The following is a 17,733-nucleotide window of genomic DNA, read 5'->3' on the forward strand; positions in this document are numbered from 1 at the left end:
AACAAGAGCTTAACCAACTCTTATTCAGCGTTTTTAAAAATATAATTTACTAAACCAAAAACATCCCCAAAATCTATGGTAGAAAACTATAGTTTTTTCAATTTCTTGGTTTCAGGTATTGCCGGTTTTGGCAATACCTTAAAATCAATTATGACAAACTGGTACGTTTTCCGCTCAGATATTATTTTTTACAACAATCCTAAACTCATTGTTCTGGGATTCTCATTACTAGGGTTTTTATCTTTATTAGTTTACCAATTCTTTCGGATAAAGGCAAAAATTGGTAATTTCATTGAAAAAAAGAAAGAAGCCGAAACGGTTGCGAGAGAATACCAGCTTTATATTTTATTTTTTGGAATTGCTGTTATTGTAATCGAAATTATAAACGAAATATTTAAAATCAGGCCAAAGAGCCTGTTAGCAATAAATGTTTCAATTGGTATTTCGGTACTTTTATGTTATCTCATAACCGATAAAATAAAATGGCTCCGCGACAGAATTCAGCGCATTTTTATTATTTGCTTTTTTATTTACATCAGTTATGTAGGCTATAATATTATTTTTCTCTCCAATGATGTAGTTCCCATAATCGTTTTTTTAATCTCGTTTTTCTTTTCTTATAACATCTTAAAGCCTATAAAAGTTTATTGGTTTTTCGTGGCACTCGTATTTACATTCCTGATTTTAACGGTAACATTTCATGTAATTCCAATAAAATCATCTATCTTATTAATTAATTTCTGCATATTAATTTTCATCATCAACCAAGTTAAATATGCCGTATTATTAAACAACAGGGACAATTTTAGATTTGCAAATGAAATTGTACATAAAGGAAATTCATTAACAATTGCCACAGATCAAAAGGGAGAAATTTTATTTTGCAGTGAAACCGTAAAGCCAATTCTGGGATATTATCCCGAAGAAGTCATGGGATTAAATTTCTGGAAGCTTACAAAAGGTGATAAATACAATGCCAATATCCACCCCATCCATCATCATGAAAACAAAACTTATACCCGAAAATTAAAAAGCAAAAACGGAGAGTATAAATACATTCAATGGAAAGACAAAAAGTTTTCTGATGATCTCATTATTAGTATAGGCCAGGATGTTACAGAACAAATTCTTGTTCAGGACCAATACAAAAACTTAATTCAAACGGCAACAGACATTATTTTTGAAGTCGATGCCGATGGGCATTTTACCTTTATAAATGAATTTGCTTATTCTGTTTTAGGTTATTCAGAAAATGAAATAGTTGGAAAACATTACTCCAATTTTATTCATGAAAATTATTCGATGAGTGCGGTCGATTTTTATGAAAATTTTGAAAACAACGGTTATAAATTTCCTATTATTGAACTTCCTATTGTAAAGAAAAACGGGCTCGAACTCTGGATTTCGCAAAAAATCATCATCCGCAAAAATGATTTAGGACAAACAATTGGTTTTGCAGGTATTGCAAGGGATATTACCGAAATAAAAAATGCCGAAAACGAGAAAAAAAGACGTCTTGAAAAGATTGAAGCTTATAACAATTCTACCAAAAAATTATCGACCACAGATTTTAGCACTTACGATAATTTAAACACCGTTATCGATTATATCATAAAAGAAGCTTCTACAGTAAGTAAATCCAACAGGGTTAGTTTTTGGAAATACAATAAAGATTTAATCAGCTGTAAAAACTTATACAGCATTGACAACCAAAACGTAACAGATAAAAACATCTTAGACGAAGAATCATATCCTATCTATTTTGAAACCTTAAAAAACAAAGCGATAATAAATGCGCCTGATGTTTTTAACAAATTAGAAACTTCTGAATTTCAAAAGCTTTACTTTACAAAAAATCATATCAAATCGATGCTGGATGTTCCGGTTTTTTTAAGCGGACAATTAGCCGGCGTGGTTTGTTTTGAAAGCACAGAAGAGCAGAGAGATTGGGATAACGAAGATATTAACTATGCCAGAACGATTTCTGATGTGATTTCACTCGCCATTTCGATGCAGATGCGATTAGAAACAGAACGACGATTAGAATTTAAAAGTCAACTTCTCTCGGCACTTTCTCTTTGTACAGAAAAGTTTTTACTAAGCAAATCGACACAACAGATGTTTCAGGAAACATATGATATAATTGGAAAAGCTTCAAAAGCAGATCATATGTTTTATTATGAAAGAGATTTTTCTACCAATACCGTAACTCAAAAATACAAATGGTCCAGACAAGGCATAACGCATCAGATAACGCCTTTGCGCCATATGACCGAAGACAATTTAAAAGAGGTTTTTGAAGCAGCAAAAAACAAACGAATTGTAAACACTTTTACCCGAAAACTCGAAGATTCGTTTTTTAAACAATTATTAATCAACAATGAGATCAAATCTATTTTAATACTTCCGCTTTATATAAACGATATATTTACCGGATTTATTGGTTTTGATGATTGTTCTGAAGAAAGAAAATGGCTGGAAGAAGAAATTTATATTTTTCAGGTTTTAGCCAATAATATTTCATCTGCATTAGAAAGAAACAGAAACGAATCTAAAATTATTGAAAGCGAAGAAAAATTCAAGTTAATCGCCAACAATATTCCGGGAACAGTCTATTTGTCAAAATTTGATGCTTTTTCTACCAAAATCTTTTTAAATGATGAGATTCAAAATCTTACAGGCTATTCTAAAGTTGAATTTATAGAAAATAATCTATCATTTTTATCACTAATACATCATGATGACCGCGATGAAGTTATTAATAATCAAATTGATAATCTTCAAAACGGAATGCCTCTGCATAATATTTACCGAATTAAACGAAAAACCGGCGAATATATCTGGGTTGAAGAATTTGGAGACGTAATTAAAAAAGGCGACGAAATTGAGTTTGTGGGCGGTATTTATTTTGATATTACCAATAAAAAAGAAACCGAAGACGCTATTAAAGCCAAACAATTAGCAGAAGCGGCAAACAAATCTAAATCTGATTTTCTGGCCAATATGTCGCATGAAATTAGAACACCGCTCAATGGTATTATAGGTTTTACGCATTTATTGATGAAAACTGAACTTGAAGAAATTCAGGAAAAATACATGACGACAATTAATCAATCGGCACATTCGCTGCTTGAAATCATCAATGATATTTTGGATTTCTCTAAAATCGAAGCCGGAAAACTGGAGCTTTTTATCGATTTATATGATATTAAAAAAGTATTGGGTCAGGTATTTGATTTAATTGTTTTCGAATCCAATCAAAAAAATCTGCAGTTAGAACTCAATGTAGATCATGATGTTCCAAAATACATTTGGACAGATATTGTAAGGATTAAACAAATTTTGATAAACCTGCTTTCAAACGCAGTAAAATTTACCAACGAAGGCTCTATAAAACTGAATGTTTCGGTTTTATCAAAAACAAAAAACAACTTTTGCACCATCCGTTTTTCTGTAATTGATACCGGAATTGGTATTATGGAAAAAAACCAAAAGAAAATTTTTAAAGCTTTTTCGCAGGCAGACAGCTCTACAACGAGAAAATTTGGAGGAACCGGTTTAGGCTTAACTATATCCAACCAGCTTTTAGCATTAATGGAAAGCCGATTACAGCTGGAAAGCACAATTGGCGAAGGAAGTAACTTTTTCTTCGATTTAAATTTAAAAACCAGCAATCAAAGCATTAACGAAAAATACAACAGCGAACTTAAAGGCATCAGCTCAGCATCTGATTTAGATAAAAACGAAGCCAGCAGTAAAAGCATACGCTTTTTAATTGTAGAAGACAATAAGGTTAATATGCTGCTTTTAAAAACAATTGTAAAAAATCTATATCAAAATGCTTTTATATTTGAATGTGAAAACGGTTACGAAGCAGTAAAACAATTTGAGAGCATTAATCCGAATCTAGTTTTTATGGATATACAAATGCCAATTATGAACGGATACGAAACTACAAAGGCTATCAGAAATACTATAAGCGGTAAAAATATCCCCATAATTGCAGTAACAGCAGGTGCCGAAAAAGAAGAACGAAATAAATGCATATCAGCCGGAATGGATGATTATATTTCAAAACCTATCATGAAAGGGACTGTAGAGGAAACTTTAGAGAAATGGCTGAAATAATTCAAACTAAATTCTCGTTTAATTATAAGTTTTTCCTAAAAATTACATAAATTCGTACAATAAAAAACATAAAAAGCTTAAAAAGAATATACTATGAAATGGCAAGGCAGAAGACAAAGTGATAACGTAGAAGACCGAAGATCGATTTCTGGCGGAAAAGTTGCTGTTGGAGGTGGTATTATTGGAATTATCATTTTATTACTAAATGTTTTTGGAGGCGAAACCGGCCAGCAGATAGCACCAATTTTGGAGCAGATGCAAGGCGGACAAACACAAACTGAAGCTGCTGCTCCATTGAGTAAAGAAGATGAAGAAATGGGACAATTTGTAAAAGTTGTTCTGGCCGATAATGAAGACATTTGGGGAAAAATATTTGCAGAGCATGGAATGACCTATAAAAACCCAAAATTGGTGCTTTTTAGAGGCTCTGTTCAAACTTCCTGCGGTGGTGCTTCATCTGCATCCGGACCTTTTTATTGTCCCGCAGATCAAAAAGTATACATGGATTTGGGTTTCTTTGAAGAACTTAAAACAAAATTTGGTGCAAAAGGAGGCGATTTTGCAATTGCCTATGTAATCGCACACGAAATTGGTCATCATGTGCAGACACTTTTAGGAACATCTGCCAAAATGCACAGAGACCAGGAAGGAAAAAGTCAGGCTGCAGCGAATAAACTTTCGGTTGCTTTAGAATTACAAGCCGATTTTTATGCCGGAGTCTGGGCACATTATAACGAGAAAAATTTAGATGAAGGTGATATCGAAGAAGCATTAAGTGCAGCAAATGCTGTTGGTGATGATGCTATACAAAGTAAAATGCAGGGACAAATTGTTCCGGACTCTTTTACTCACGGAACATCTGAACAAAGAATGTACTGGTTTAAAAAAGGCTTCAAAACCGGAGATATTAAACAAGGAACTACTTTTGAGGAAATCTGATAATACATAAACCAAATTATAATAACCGCGAAAAGCATGATTTAACCGTCATGCTTTTTTTATTTCCTCTTAGCGACCAGACAATCGTTCAAAAAAATTAAATGCACAAAAAAAGCCTTGAATTTCTTCAAGGCTTTAAATCTGGGTGGCTGACCGGGTTCGAACCGGCGACCCGCGGCACCACAAACCGCTACTCTAACCAGCTGAGCTACAACCACCATTTTTTTGCTTAGCGAGTGCAAATATATAACAAAGGTTGAGTTCTACAAAGAAAAAAATGAAAAAATTACAATAAATTTTCTAAGCTGTTGACTGCCAAACACCTTTCAACTGTAAAACCTTCTGCAAAATCTTTCCCAACAAGTCTTCCTAAGTCCTGCGCACGATAATTTAAGCTCTCAAAGAAGTTTTTACTTGTAATTGGCGTAGATGGTTCTTTTGAATTTGGATCATAAAATTGGGTTTTATATGCCATAATCGCTTCAATTTTCTTTTCTTCAAACCCAGTAATATCAACCACAAAGTCTGGAGTAATATTTTTCCACTGAATATAATGGTATACAACTTTTGGTCTCCAGGCTTCCTGATTCTCCCCGTCGATTGAAGTTTCGATTTTCATTAAGCCAGACAGGAAACAAGCATCAGAAACTAATCTGCTTCCTTTACCATGATCGATATGACGGTCATCAATTGCGTTGCATAATACAATTTCAGGTTTGTATTTTCGAATCATTTTTATGACTTCTAATTGATGTTTTTCATCATTAGCGAAAAATCCATCACGCATTGCCAGATTTTCGCGCACAAGAACTCCCAGAATCTTTGCGGCATCTTTTGCTTCCTCATCTCTGATTTCTGCTGTGCCTCGCGTTCCTAGTTCCCCGCGGGTTAAATCTACAATACCTACTTTTTTCCCAAGGGAAACTTCTTTTAAAATTGTTCCGGCGCAACCTAATTCTACATCATCCGGATGTGCGCCAAAGGCTAATATATCTAATTTCATTTATTTTTTGTTTCAGGTTTCAAGTTTCAGGTTTCAAGTTGCCAACAGAACGTGAAACTTGAAACCTAAAACTTGAAACAATTTATAAACTATTTCTTCAAAACTCTTTTCATCGTCATCGATTTATTGACGCTTTCCTCCCATTCTTTTTCGGGAATACTTTCTTTAGTTATGCCGCATCCCATGTACAAAATGGCTGTTTTATCCAGAATCTGCATGCTTCGTAAATTTACGAATAAATCAGAGCTAACAGTATTTCCAGTAAAACTGCTGTTTAATTCACCCAGAAATCCGGTATAAAAAGTTCTATCATAATTCTCGTTTTCGATAATAAACGCTTTTGCTTTTTTCTTTGGAAGTCCGCCCACAGCAGGAGTTGGATGAAGCGTATCAATAACTTCTTCTAAAGTTGAATTCTCTTTTAAAACTCCCGAAATATCCGTTTTAATATGCCAGATAGAACCAGCTTTTAAACTGTACGGTTCAGAAACTACTACCGAAGCCGTAAATTCTCTCAGTCTTTTTACAATAAAATCAGTTACAAACTGCTGTTCGTCTTTTTCTTTTTGCTGCCAGACTATTTCAGTTTCAGAATTATCTTTTTGTGTTCCGGCCAAAGCCATGGTTTCAAAAACATTTCCGTTTGCCTTTAAAAGTTTTTCAGGCGTTGCTCCCATCCATAATCCTACTTTTGGATGAAAAAAGCAATAACAGAAAGTAGCAGGATAAATTTGAATCAAATGCTGAAAGGTTTCAATAAAATCAAATTCAGCTAAATTGACTTTTTCGCTTCTTGATAAAACTACTTTTTTAAACTCTTCATTTTTAATAGCCTCAACTCCTTTTGCAACTAAACTTTCGTATTGCGTTTTAGCTGCAGCATCTAAATTTAAATCATCTGTTTCAAAAGATTCAAATGCAGTGATTTCTTTTTGTGAAGTAATAATTTCCGATTCGTTCTCCGGAATTAAAACAAGCTGTTTTTCATCAAAAGAAGCAAAAACAAATCCTTTCTCTGTATAATCTGCAACTTGATGTAAAGTATCATTTTTTTGTAAAAAACCAATAAGATCTCCAGAATTGGGTTTTGAATAAAGTACAAAAGGTAAGTTTTGTTCTTTATGATTTTTAAATTTTAAGAAAAATGGATTCATAATTTATTCACTTTTCTTTCTGTCTAAAACCATATTCGTCAGTTTACAAAGCGAAACCAGATTTCCTTCTTCATCTGTAATTTTGATTTCCCAAAGATGAAGGCTTCTTCCTTTATGGATAATTCTGGCTGTACCAAAAACATAACCTTCGCGAATACTTTTTAAATGATTTGCCGAGATTTCGATTCCTCTTACTTCCTGTTCTTTTGGATTGATAAAAAAGAAAGAAGCTGCACTGCCCACACTTTCTGCCAAAGCAACAGAAGCGCCTCCGTGCAGTAATCCCATTGGCTGGTGAACACTTGGATTTACAGGCATTTTTGCAGTTAAAAAATCTTCGCCTGCGTCGATATATTCAATTTTCAGCGTTTCCATTAATGTGTTTTTAGAAAACTCATTACAGCGCGCTAAAATCTGCTCTTTTGTATAATTCATTCAAATAAACTTTAAAATCGTAAAATTAAAGAAAGATAAGACACAAATCGAAAAATCAGATTCTAAAATTAAAAATCATTTATAAACTTGTCAGTTTTTTGCTATTTTTACAAAAACAATCAAAATCAATCTTTGGCTGATTTTTTTGCCACAGATTACACAGATTTAAAGGATTTTAAAAATACAACCGTTAATTACAGGGATTTTCGCGAATTTTATTTCAATTTAATTTGTAGAATTCGCAGCGAAAAAAATCATTTCAATACTATTAATCTGTGGCAAAAAATAAACAAATTCAAATGCGTCAATACTTTACAATCTTGGTTCTGGGTTTAATTTTAGTTTTCAGTTCTTGCAGAACTGATTTTGATACTGTAGCCAGTTCCGGAGATTTAAAGTTTTCGAGAGATACCGTTTATTTAGATACCGTTTTTAAAAATATTGGTTCAAGCACCTATCAATTAAAAGTCTATAACCGAAGTAAAGACGATATTTCGATTCCAATTATACAGCTTAAAAAAGGTCTAAGTTCTAAATACCGAATGACGGTTGACGGAATGAGCGGCAACAACGGAAAAATTTTTAAAGATGTAACGCTTTTAGCAAAAGACAGCTTGTACATTTTTATAGAAACTACAGCTGACATCACTGACGCTAATTCAACTGATTTTTTATATACTGATGAAATTCAGTTTGACAGCGGTGCGAATCTTCAGGAAGTTGCTTTGGTAACTTTAATTCAGGACGCCGTTTTTTTATTTCCAAAACAAAATGCCGACGGAACGAAGGAAAAAATCCAGATTGAAGGAAAAGATGTTGACGGATTTTATCTTAACGAAAATGATCCGGAAAACGGAAACGAATTGATTTTTACCAATCAAAAACCGTATGTGATTTATGGATACGCCGGAGTACCGGAAAATAAAACCGTAATTTTTGAAGCCGGAGCACGAGTTCATTTTCATGCTAATTCAGGTTTATATGTCGGTGATAAAGCCTCTCTGGAAATAAACGGAAAAACTTCAACAACCGAAAAACTCGAAAACGAAGTTATTTTTGAAGGCGATCGTTTAGAATCTCTTTATTCTGCTATTCCCGGACAATGGAATTCTGTTATTTTTTCTAACGGAAGTACAAATCATTCGATCAATCATTTAACTTTAAAAAATGCTTTTATTGGGTTAGATTTTAAAAATCCTGTTAATACCGTTGAAATTAAAAACACACAGATTTACAATTGTGTCGAATACGGAATTTTAGCTCAAAACACACAGATTAACGGCGAAAATATCGTTATAAATTATGCCGGAATTGCCAGTTTATCTTGTGTTTATGGCGGTAATTATACTTTTACGCATTGTACTTTTAATAACAACTGGTCAAATAGTTCTCATTTTGCCGTTAACTTAAGTAATCGTTTATCTGGAGCAGTTCCAGAAACCAATCCGCTTACAAATGCAGCTTTCAATAATTGTATTATTTATGGTTCAAGCACCAACGAATTTAATTTAGAAAAAAGTGCAAATACTGCATTTGTATATCAGCTTAACAACTGTCTGCTAAGATTTGGCACTACTACAAATGCTGATTATCAATTTAAAACCGATACAGAACATTATAACAATATTATTCTAAATGAAAATCCGAAATATTATAATGTTTCTAAAAACCAATTGAATATTGATAAAACTTCTGCCGCTTTCGCGAAAGGAAATCAGGCTTATATAATTCCATTGGATATTTTAGGAATCACAAGAACTTCACCTCCGGATTTGGGTGCATATCAGAGTAAAGACTTCCCTTCTAAATAAAATTAAAAGTTTATATACGTTATTTTGAAATTGTCAGCAAAGACTTTGTTTTCATAGTCTGCATTTTATGTTTAAAACATAAACATAATCATCACTTAACATGTTTTTTTCTTTAAAACTGTAATCTTGTCCTAAAAATTAAACCTATTTATTTTAAGACTTCAAGTCACAATTTCAACCTGCTTATTTATGAAAAAAAACTACTTTTTTCTTTTTGTACTGGTTTTTACATCTGCTTTTTCACAAATTCCAGCTGGATATTATGATACGGCAACAGGAACCGGCTATGCATTAAAAACACAATTGTACAATATTATTAAAGGTCATACCGATAATGGATATGGCGGACTTTATGTAACGTATGCCACATCAGACCTTGATCATTTTTATGAAAATGACGGTACGGTTTTAGACATGTATTCTGAAAATCCAACAGGAACAGATCCTTACAGCTACAGTATTGCCACTACTCAAAGATGTGGCAATTATGTCAAAGAAGGGGATTGTTACAACAGAGAACACATCATTCCACAATCTGTATTTGACGAAAAATCACCAATGGTGGCCGATGCTCATTTTATTACCCCAACAGATGGAAAGGTTAACGGAATGCGCTCGAATTACCCTCATGGCGTTGTAAATAATCCAACTTATACCTCTTTAAACGGAAGCAAATTAGGTGCAAATGCTACTGCGGGATACTCAGGGACTGTTTTTGAACCAATCGATGAATTTAAGGGGGATATTGCCCGAATGTATTTTTATTTTGCAACACGATATGAAAATACAATTGCCGGATATTCATATCCAATGTTTAACGGAACTTCAAATAAAGTTTTTACAGCAGCTTTCTTAAATATTCTTCTAGCCTGGCATACACAAGATCCGGTAAGTCCGAGAGAAATAGAGCGAAACAATGCTATTTATGCACGTCAGAACAACAGAAATCCATTTATAGATCATCCGGAATATGTAAATCAAATCTGGACAACTGAATCAGACGATACTACACCTCCAACTACGCCTCAAAACTTAACGGTTACACAAAGCACTTCAAACTCAATAAGTTTAAGCTGGTCGGCTTCCACAGATAATTCAGGAATTGCAGCTTATGCGATTTACGTAAACAATGTTTTTAAACAAAATGCAACGAGTACCACTGCAACAATATCAGGATTAACTCCTTCCACAACTTATTCTTTTTATGTAATTGCAAAAGACGCATCCAATAATTCTTCTACTCAAAGCACCTCTGTAAACGGAACTACAACTGAAGCACCATCTGGAGGCGGCGGTACTGTTACGAATGAAATTTTCTTCACCGAATATGTTGAAGGTTCCGGAAACAATAAATACTTAGAAATTTCAAATTTCACAGGAAACACAGTCGATTTAACTAAATATGCTATAAAAAAACAGGTTAACGGCGCCGGACCGTGGACATCAACTTCCGGACTTGCATTAACGGGAACATTAGCCCATGGTGCATCGTATGTAATTACATACAGTCAGGCAGCTGCGACTTGTTTTGCTCCGGCAAGTGCTAATTTATCAAGCGGTGCAACTGAACTTCAGTTTAACGGAAATGATCCTGTAGGATTATTTAAAAACGATGTTTTAATCGATATAATTGGTACTTTAGGCAATACTGCTAATTTTTCTATTGACGAAACTTTAAGAAGAAAACCAACGATTTCTTCACCAAATACTATTTTTGATAAAGCTGCAGAATGGGATGTGTATCCTAAAGACACTTGCAGCGGATTAGGAAGTCATACATTAGCAAATTTAGGAACTGGAGATTTTGACTCTGCTATATTTTCAATCTATCCAAATCCTTCAAATGGTCATTTTACAATTCAATTGAAAGATTCAAATGAAGCTTCAAATATTGAAATAATATCAATTTTAGGACAAAGAGTTTTTTCACAAAAGAACAGTCTCAATTCATCGATAAATGTGAATAATATTCAAAAAGGAGTTTATATTGTACGCATTACGCAAGGCTCAAAAACAAGCAGCAAAAAAATAATTATCAACTAGATAAGTTATTTTCTACTTGGTATACTTCCCGCAAAGGCTCTGATTTTTAAAAATCGTGTCTCTGCGGGATTTATGTTTATAAAAACATCGTAAGAAAATATATCAAAAATTAAACATTGCTTAACGCGGTGTATTCATAAAAGTAGTAGATTTGCTACAATACATTTTTAAAATTCTAATAATCAGATTTTTAAAAACATCTAAAATAACCAAATCTTAAACTATTGACTATGAAAAAAAACTACTTTTTGCTGTTATTACTGTTTTCTATTGTTGGTTTTTCTCAAATACCTTCTGGTTATTACAATACTGCAACCGGAACAGGTTATACTTTAAAAACACAATTGTATAACATTATTAAAGACCACACCAATAATGGTTATGCAGGATTATATACAACTTATCTAACATCTGACGTTGATAATTTTTACGAAAACGACGGAACAATTCTGGATATGTATTCTGAAAATCCATCCGGAACTGACCCTTATAATTATACAACAGGAACAACCCAAAGATGCGGCAATTATTCTGCAGAAGGCGATTGCTACAACAGAGAACATATAATTCCTCAGTCGGTTTTTAACGAACAGTCACCAATGGTTGCCGATGCGCATTTTATTACACCAACCGACGGAAAAGTAAACGGAATGCGTTCTAATTATCCGCACGGAACTGTAAACTCTGCAACTTATACTTCTCAAAATGGAAGTAAACTAGGCTCAAGCAGCGTATCCGGATATTCAGGAACCGTATTTGAACCCATCAATGCTTTTAAAGGCGATATTGCCCGAATGTATTTTTATTTTGCAACACGATATGAAAACACAGTTGCCGGATATTCTTATGCTATGTTTAATGGTTCAAGCAATCAGGTTTTTACAACCGCTTTCTTAAATATGCTTTTGGCGTGGCACGCACAAGATCCTGTAAGTACCAGAGAAATTGCCAGAAATAATGCTATTTATGCCCGTCAAAACAACAGAAATCCGTTTATTGATCATCCGGAATATGTAAACCAAATCTGGGGCGGAACATCTTCTACAGATACACAGGCTCCAACTGCTCCAACGAGCTTAGCCTCAACTTCAAAAACAGCGGTTTCAATTTCACTTTCGTGGAACGCTTCCACAGACAATGCAGCCGTTACAGCTTATGATGTTTATGCAAACAGCGCTTACAAAACAACAGTTTCGGGCACAACAGCAACCATTACAGGTTTAACAGCTTCTACAGCTTATTCTATTTATGTAAAAGCAAAAGATGCTGCCGGAAATGCTTCTGCATCAAGCAATACTATTTCGGTTACAACGAACAGCAGCGGAACTGGAACTGCAACAGACCTGCTTTTCTCTGAATACATTGAAGGTTCAGGAAATAACAAAGCCCTTGAAATTGCCAACAATACCGGAAGTTCTGTTAGTTTGTCTGCTTACACCATTAAAAAACAAACAAACGGAGCCGGTTCGTGGAGTACAGGATTGGCTTTAACAGGAACATTAGCGACAGGAAGCAAATTTGTAGTAGTAAACAGTTCAATGTCATCAAGCTGTTTCCCTACTAGTTCTGCCAATATTTCGACAACAGCAACAGAACTAACTTTCAACGGAAACGATGCTGTAGGGTTATTTAAAAATGGAGTTTTAATTGACATCATAGGAACTTTTAACGGCGGAACTGCAAATTTTGCAGCAGATGTAACTTTAAGAAGAAAATCGACAGTAACTTCTCCTAGCACAACTTTTAACTTAAGTGCCCAATGGGATTCGTTTTCACAAGATACCTGCAATAATTTAGGAAGCAAAATGGCCAGACCAATCGAAGAAGTTGTTGAAACTTCAGATGAGATTGTGATTTTCCCTAATCCTTCAGATGGAAATTTTAATATTGGTTTAAACAATTTTGATTCTCCTTACAGCTTAGAAATATTCTCTTTTACAGGACAAAAGGTTTTTGAAAAACAAAATGCTTCAGATTCTGTAATCTCGGTAATTTATCTTCCAAGCGGAATTTATATTGTTAAAATCGAAAAGGATTCAAAAACTACTATTAAAAAGATCATAATCAACTAAATATTTTTTTCACGCAGATTCGGCAGATATGGCAGATTAAGAAATCTTAATAAATATATTGACACAGATTTATTGAAAACTCTATTACATTAAGTCTGCTCAATCTGCTGCATCTTCGTGAAACAAAAAACTTTTCGCCTTTGCGGGATTAAATACAAAATCCTTAAAATTCAATCGTATTTCAGAGCAATTTCATTTTTTTCAAAAGAGTTTGTTATCAAATTTGCGCTTGCTATTTATTTACATTAAATTTGCAGCTCAATACAACAAACTACACATCACAATGATCCATTTCTTTGAAAACCAAAGCAAAACTGTTTTTGCCGTACAAACGCAAAACGAAATTTCAGCTCAAGACATTTCAAAATTAAACTGGCTTTTTGCCGACGCAAATAAGATCGAAAAATCCGCACTGACGGGTTTTTTTGTTGGTCCCCGTGCCACTATGATCACACCGTGGAGCACAAATGCTGTAGAAATCACTCAAAATATGGGTGTTCCGGGCATTATCAGAATTGAAGAATTTCATCCGGCAACGGAAGATTTCAATGATTTTGACCCAATGCTTTCTCAAAAATTCAACGAATTAGATCAGGAAATCTTCACAATTAACATTCAGCCGGAACCAATTCTGGAAATTGATGATATTGCTGCTTATAACAAAGTTGAAGGTTTAGCTTTAAGCGAAGAAGAAGTTGAATACTTAAACAATCTTGCTGCTAAACTAGGAAGAAAATTAACAGATTCTGAAATTTTCGCTTTCTCTCAGGCAAACTCAGAACACTGTCGTCACAAAATCTTCAACGGAACTTTTGTTATTGACGGTGAAGAAAAAGAGACTTCTCTTTTTAAATTAATCAAAAAAACATCTCAGGAAAACCCTAACGATATTGTTTCTGCTTACAAAGACAACGTTGCTTTTGTAAAAGGACCAAAAGTGCAGCAATTTGCACCAAAATCTGCCGATAAACCTGATTTTTACGAAATAAAAGAATTTGATTCGGTTATCTCTTTAAAAGCCGAAACACACAATTTCCCAACAACAGTTGAACCTTTCAACGGAGCTGCAACAGGTTCTGGAGGAGAAATTCGTGACCGTCTTGCAGGTGGTCAAGGTTCACTGCCATTAGCAGGAACTGCAGTTTATATGACATCTTATTCTCGTTTGAACGATGACAGAAAATGGGAAAATGCTGTTGAAGAAAGAAAATGGTTGTACCAAACACCAATGGATATTTTGATCAAAGCTTCAAACGGAGCTTCTGATTTTGGAAATAAATTTGGTCAGCCGCTTATTACAGGTTCAGTTTTAACTTTCGAACATTCAGAAAACGACCGTAAAATTGGTTACGATAAAGTGATCATGCAGGCGGGCGGAATTGGATACGGAAAACTGGATCAGTCAATTAAAAAGAAACCACAAGAAGGCGATAAAATCGTAATTCTTGGTGGAGAAAATTATAGAATTGGAATGGGTGGTGCTGCAGTTTCATCTGCAGATACAGGAGCTTTCGGTTCAGGAATCGAATTAAATGCCATTCAGCGTTCAAATCCTGAAATGCAAAAACGTGCTGCAAATGCGATTCGCGGTTTAGTAGAAAGCGACAATAACCCAATTGTTTCTATTCACGATCACGGTGCGGGTGGACACTTAAACTGCCTTTCTGAATTAGTGGAAGAAACTGGAGGTTTAATTGATTTAGACAAATTACCAGTTGGAGATCCTACTCTTTCTGCAAAAGAAATCATTGGTAACGAATCTCAGGAAAGAATGGGATTGGTTATTGGTCAAAAAGATATTGATACGCTGCAAAGAATTGCCGACAGAGAGCGTTCCCCAATGTATCAGGTTGGAGATGTAACGGGAGATCACCGTTTTACTTTCCAATCACAGTCAAATGGCTCAAAACCGATGGATTATGCTTTAGAAGATTTCTTCGGAAGTTCTCCAAAAACGGTTATGACAGACAAAACGGTTGACAGAAAATATGCTGATGTTGGGTACAACGCAGCAGATTTCGAATCATATTTAAAAGACGTTTTACGTTTAGAAGCTGTTGCTTCAAAAGACTGGTTAACCAACAAAGTTGACCGTTGCGTTGGAGGAAAAGTAGCAAAACAGCAAAATGCAGGACCGTTACAATTGCCGTTGAATAATGTTGGAGTTATGGCTCTGGATTATTTAGGTAAAGAAGGTATTGCAACTTCTATTGGGCATGCTCCTATCGCAGCTTTAATTGATCCGGTTGCAGGATCTAGAAATGCTATCGCTGAATCGTTATCAAACTTAGTTTGGGCGCCAATTATCAATGGATTAAAAGGAGTTTCATTATCTGCAAACTGGATGTGGGCTTGTAAAAATGAAGGTGAAGATGCTCGTTTATACGATGCGGTACAAGGCTGTTCAGATTTTGCAATTGAATTAGGAATCAATATTCCGACAGGAAAAGATTCTCTTTCAATGAAACAAAAATATCCAAATGATGAAGTAATTGCGCCGGGAACGGTTATTATTTCAGCTGCTGGAAACTGTACAGATATTAGAAAAGTAGTTGAACCAGTTTTACAGAAAAACGGAGATTCTATCTATTATATCAATTTGTCTCAGGATGATTTCAAATTAGGAGGTTCATCTTTTGCACAAATCAGAAATACAATCGGAAACGAAACGTCTACCATTAAAAATTCGGCTTTCTTCAAAAATGCATTTAATACCATTCAGGAATTAATTGGTGAAAACCAAATATTAGCAGGTCACGATATTGGAAGCGGTGGTTTAATTACTACTTTATTAGAATTGTGTTTTGCTGATGTAAATCTTGGAGCAAAAATTGATTTCTCTGCTTTCGCAGAAAAAGATTTATTGAAAATTCTTTTCGCAGAAAATATCGGAATTGTATTCCAGGCTAAATCTGATGCAGCTGTTGAAGCTAAATTGAAAGGTAATAATATCGAATTCTTCAAAATTGGTTCTGTAACTTCTACAGCAACTTTGGAAATTGGAAATTGGAATTTAGATATTCCAACTTACAGAGACGTGTGGTTTGAAACTTCTTATTTATTAGATCAAAAACAATCTAAAAACGGAAGAGCTCAGGCACGTTTTGAAAACTATAAAAATCAGGTTTTACAATATACTTTCCCTGCACATTTCACAGGAAAGAAACCAGAAATCGACAACTCTAAACCAAGACCAAAAGCAGCTATTATTCGTGAAAAGGGAAGTAATTCTGAGCGCGAAATGGCAAATGCAATGTACTTGGCAGGTTTTGACGTAAAAGACGTTCACATGACGGATTTAATTTCTGGACGTGAAAATCTTGAAGATATTCAGTTTATTGGTGCAGTTGGAGGATTCTCTAACTCAGATGTTTTAGGTTCTGCTAAAGGCTGGGCTGGAGCTTTCTTATACAACGAAAAAGCAAAAACAGCTTTAGATAATTTCTTTAAAAGAGAAGATACTTTATCTGTTGGAATCTGTAACGGATGCCAGTTGTTTATGGAATTAGAAGTGATTAATCCAGAACACGAAGTTCACGGAAAAATGCTTCATAACGAAAGCCAGAAACACGAAAGTATCTTTACTTCTGTAAAAGTTCAGGAAAACAACTCAGTTATGTTATCGACATTGGCTGGAAGTACTTTAGGAGTTTGGGTTTCTCACGGAGAAGGTAAATTCAAATTGCCTTATGCAGAAGACCAATACAACATTGTTTCTAAATATGCTTACGAAGGTTATCCTGCAAACCCAAATGGTTCTGACTACAACACGGCAATGATGTGTGATAAAACTGGAAGACATTTGGTTATGATGCCTCATATTGAGCGTTCTACTTTCCAATGGAACTGGGCTCATTATCCAAAAGACAGAAATGACGAGGTTTCACCTTGGCATGAAGCTTTTGTTAACGCCAGAAAATGGATTGAGAAAAACTAAAAATATATTTTTACTAAAGCGCCCGAAACTATCGGGCGTTTTTTTTAGCTGCAGATTACACAGATTAGCACAGATTTTTTCTGAATAAAAGAAATCATTTTAATCTGTGGCTATAAAAAATAGCTCGTGAAAATTCGTGTAATTTATGGCCGACAAAATATTTCATTCTAAAAAAAAATGCCCCGACGCTATCCCTAAGTCGAGGCATTTT

General features: G+C 34.5%; 9 protein-coding genes and 1 tRNA gene. 6 read left to right on the forward strand and 4 right to left on the reverse strand.

Translation table 11 applies throughout. The features are described from left to right. Positions 1 to 75 precede the first annotated feature (75 nt). Positions 76 to 4,128: a PAS domain S-box protein gene (locus PQ462_RS17225; RefSeq protein ID WP_274250925.1), complete on the forward strand. Its 4,053-nt coding sequence runs from the start codon at positions 76 to 78 to the stop codon at positions 4,126 to 4,128. Between the two features lie 93 nt (positions 4,129 to 4,221). Then, the gene (ypfJ, locus tag PQ462_RS17230; protein WP_274250926.1) at positions 4,222 to 5,067 is read left to right on the forward strand and encodes a KPN_02809 family neutral zinc metallopeptidase; all 846 of its coding nucleotides are present in this window, start codon (positions 4,222 to 4,224) and stop codon (positions 5,065 to 5,067) included. A gap of 144 nt (positions 5,068 to 5,211) precedes the next feature. Here ypfJ and PQ462_RS17235 read toward each other — a convergent pair. The 4 genes from PQ462_RS17235 to PQ462_RS17250 form a co-directional block, all read right to left on the reverse strand. After that, positions 5,212 to 5,285: transfer RNA gene (locus PQ462_RS17235), tRNA-His, on the reverse strand. A 68-nt stretch (positions 5,286 to 5,353) separates the two neighbouring features. Further along, positions 5,354 to 6,070, reverse strand: a complete 717-nt coding sequence (gene bshB1 / locus PQ462_RS17240) for a bacillithiol biosynthesis deacetylase BshB1 (RefSeq protein ID WP_121360525.1) — start codon at positions 6,068 to 6,070, stop codon at positions 5,354 to 5,356. Positions 6,071 to 6,159: 89 nt separating this feature from the next. Beyond that, positions 6,160 to 7,224 carry a chorismate-binding protein gene (locus PQ462_RS17245; RefSeq protein WP_274250927.1) on the reverse strand — a complete coding sequence of 355 codons (1,065 nt, stop codon included), beginning with the start codon at positions 7,222 to 7,224 and terminating at the stop codon, positions 6,160 to 6,162. Between the two features lie 3 nt (positions 7,225 to 7,227). Then, positions 7,228 to 7,659 carry a PaaI family thioesterase gene (locus tag PQ462_RS17250; RefSeq protein WP_012026684.1) on the reverse strand — a complete coding sequence of 144 codons (432 nt, stop codon included), beginning with the start codon at positions 7,657 to 7,659 and terminating at the stop codon, positions 7,228 to 7,230. 299 nt (positions 7,660 to 7,958) lie between these two features. On the opposite strand from PQ462_RS17250, the gene PQ462_RS17255 reads away from it, so the two are divergent. The 4 genes from PQ462_RS17255 (at position 7,959) to purL (ending at position 17,522) form a co-directional block, all read left to right on the forward strand. Beyond that, positions 7,959 to 9,470, forward strand: a complete 1,512-nt coding sequence (locus PQ462_RS17255) for a hypothetical protein (protein ID WP_274253729.1) — start codon at positions 7,959 to 7,961, stop codon at positions 9,468 to 9,470. Positions 9,471 to 9,659: 189 nt separating this feature from the next. Next, entirely contained in the window at positions 9,660 to 11,513 is a 1,854-nt protein-coding gene (locus PQ462_RS17260; RefSeq protein ID WP_274250930.1) for an endonuclease, read from the forward strand. Positions 11,514 to 11,743: 230 nt separating this feature from the next. Continuing rightward, positions 11,744 to 13,585 carry an endonuclease gene (locus PQ462_RS17265; protein ID WP_274250931.1) on the forward strand — a complete coding sequence of 614 codons (1,842 nt, stop codon included), beginning with the start codon at positions 11,744 to 11,746 and terminating at the stop codon, positions 13,583 to 13,585. A gap of 283 nt (positions 13,586 to 13,868) precedes the next feature. Further along, the gene (gene purL / locus PQ462_RS17270) at positions 13,869 to 17,522 is read left to right on the forward strand and encodes a phosphoribosylformylglycinamidine synthase (protein WP_274250932.1); all 3,654 of its coding nucleotides are present in this window, start codon (positions 13,869 to 13,871) and stop codon (positions 17,520 to 17,522) included. Positions 17,523 to 17,733 lie beyond the last annotated feature (211 nt).

It is taken from the genome of Flavobacterium sp. KACC 22758 (genome assembly GCF_028736135.1).
Lineage (GTDB): Bacteria > Bacteroidota > Bacteroidia > Flavobacteriales > Flavobacteriaceae > Flavobacterium > Flavobacterium johnsoniae.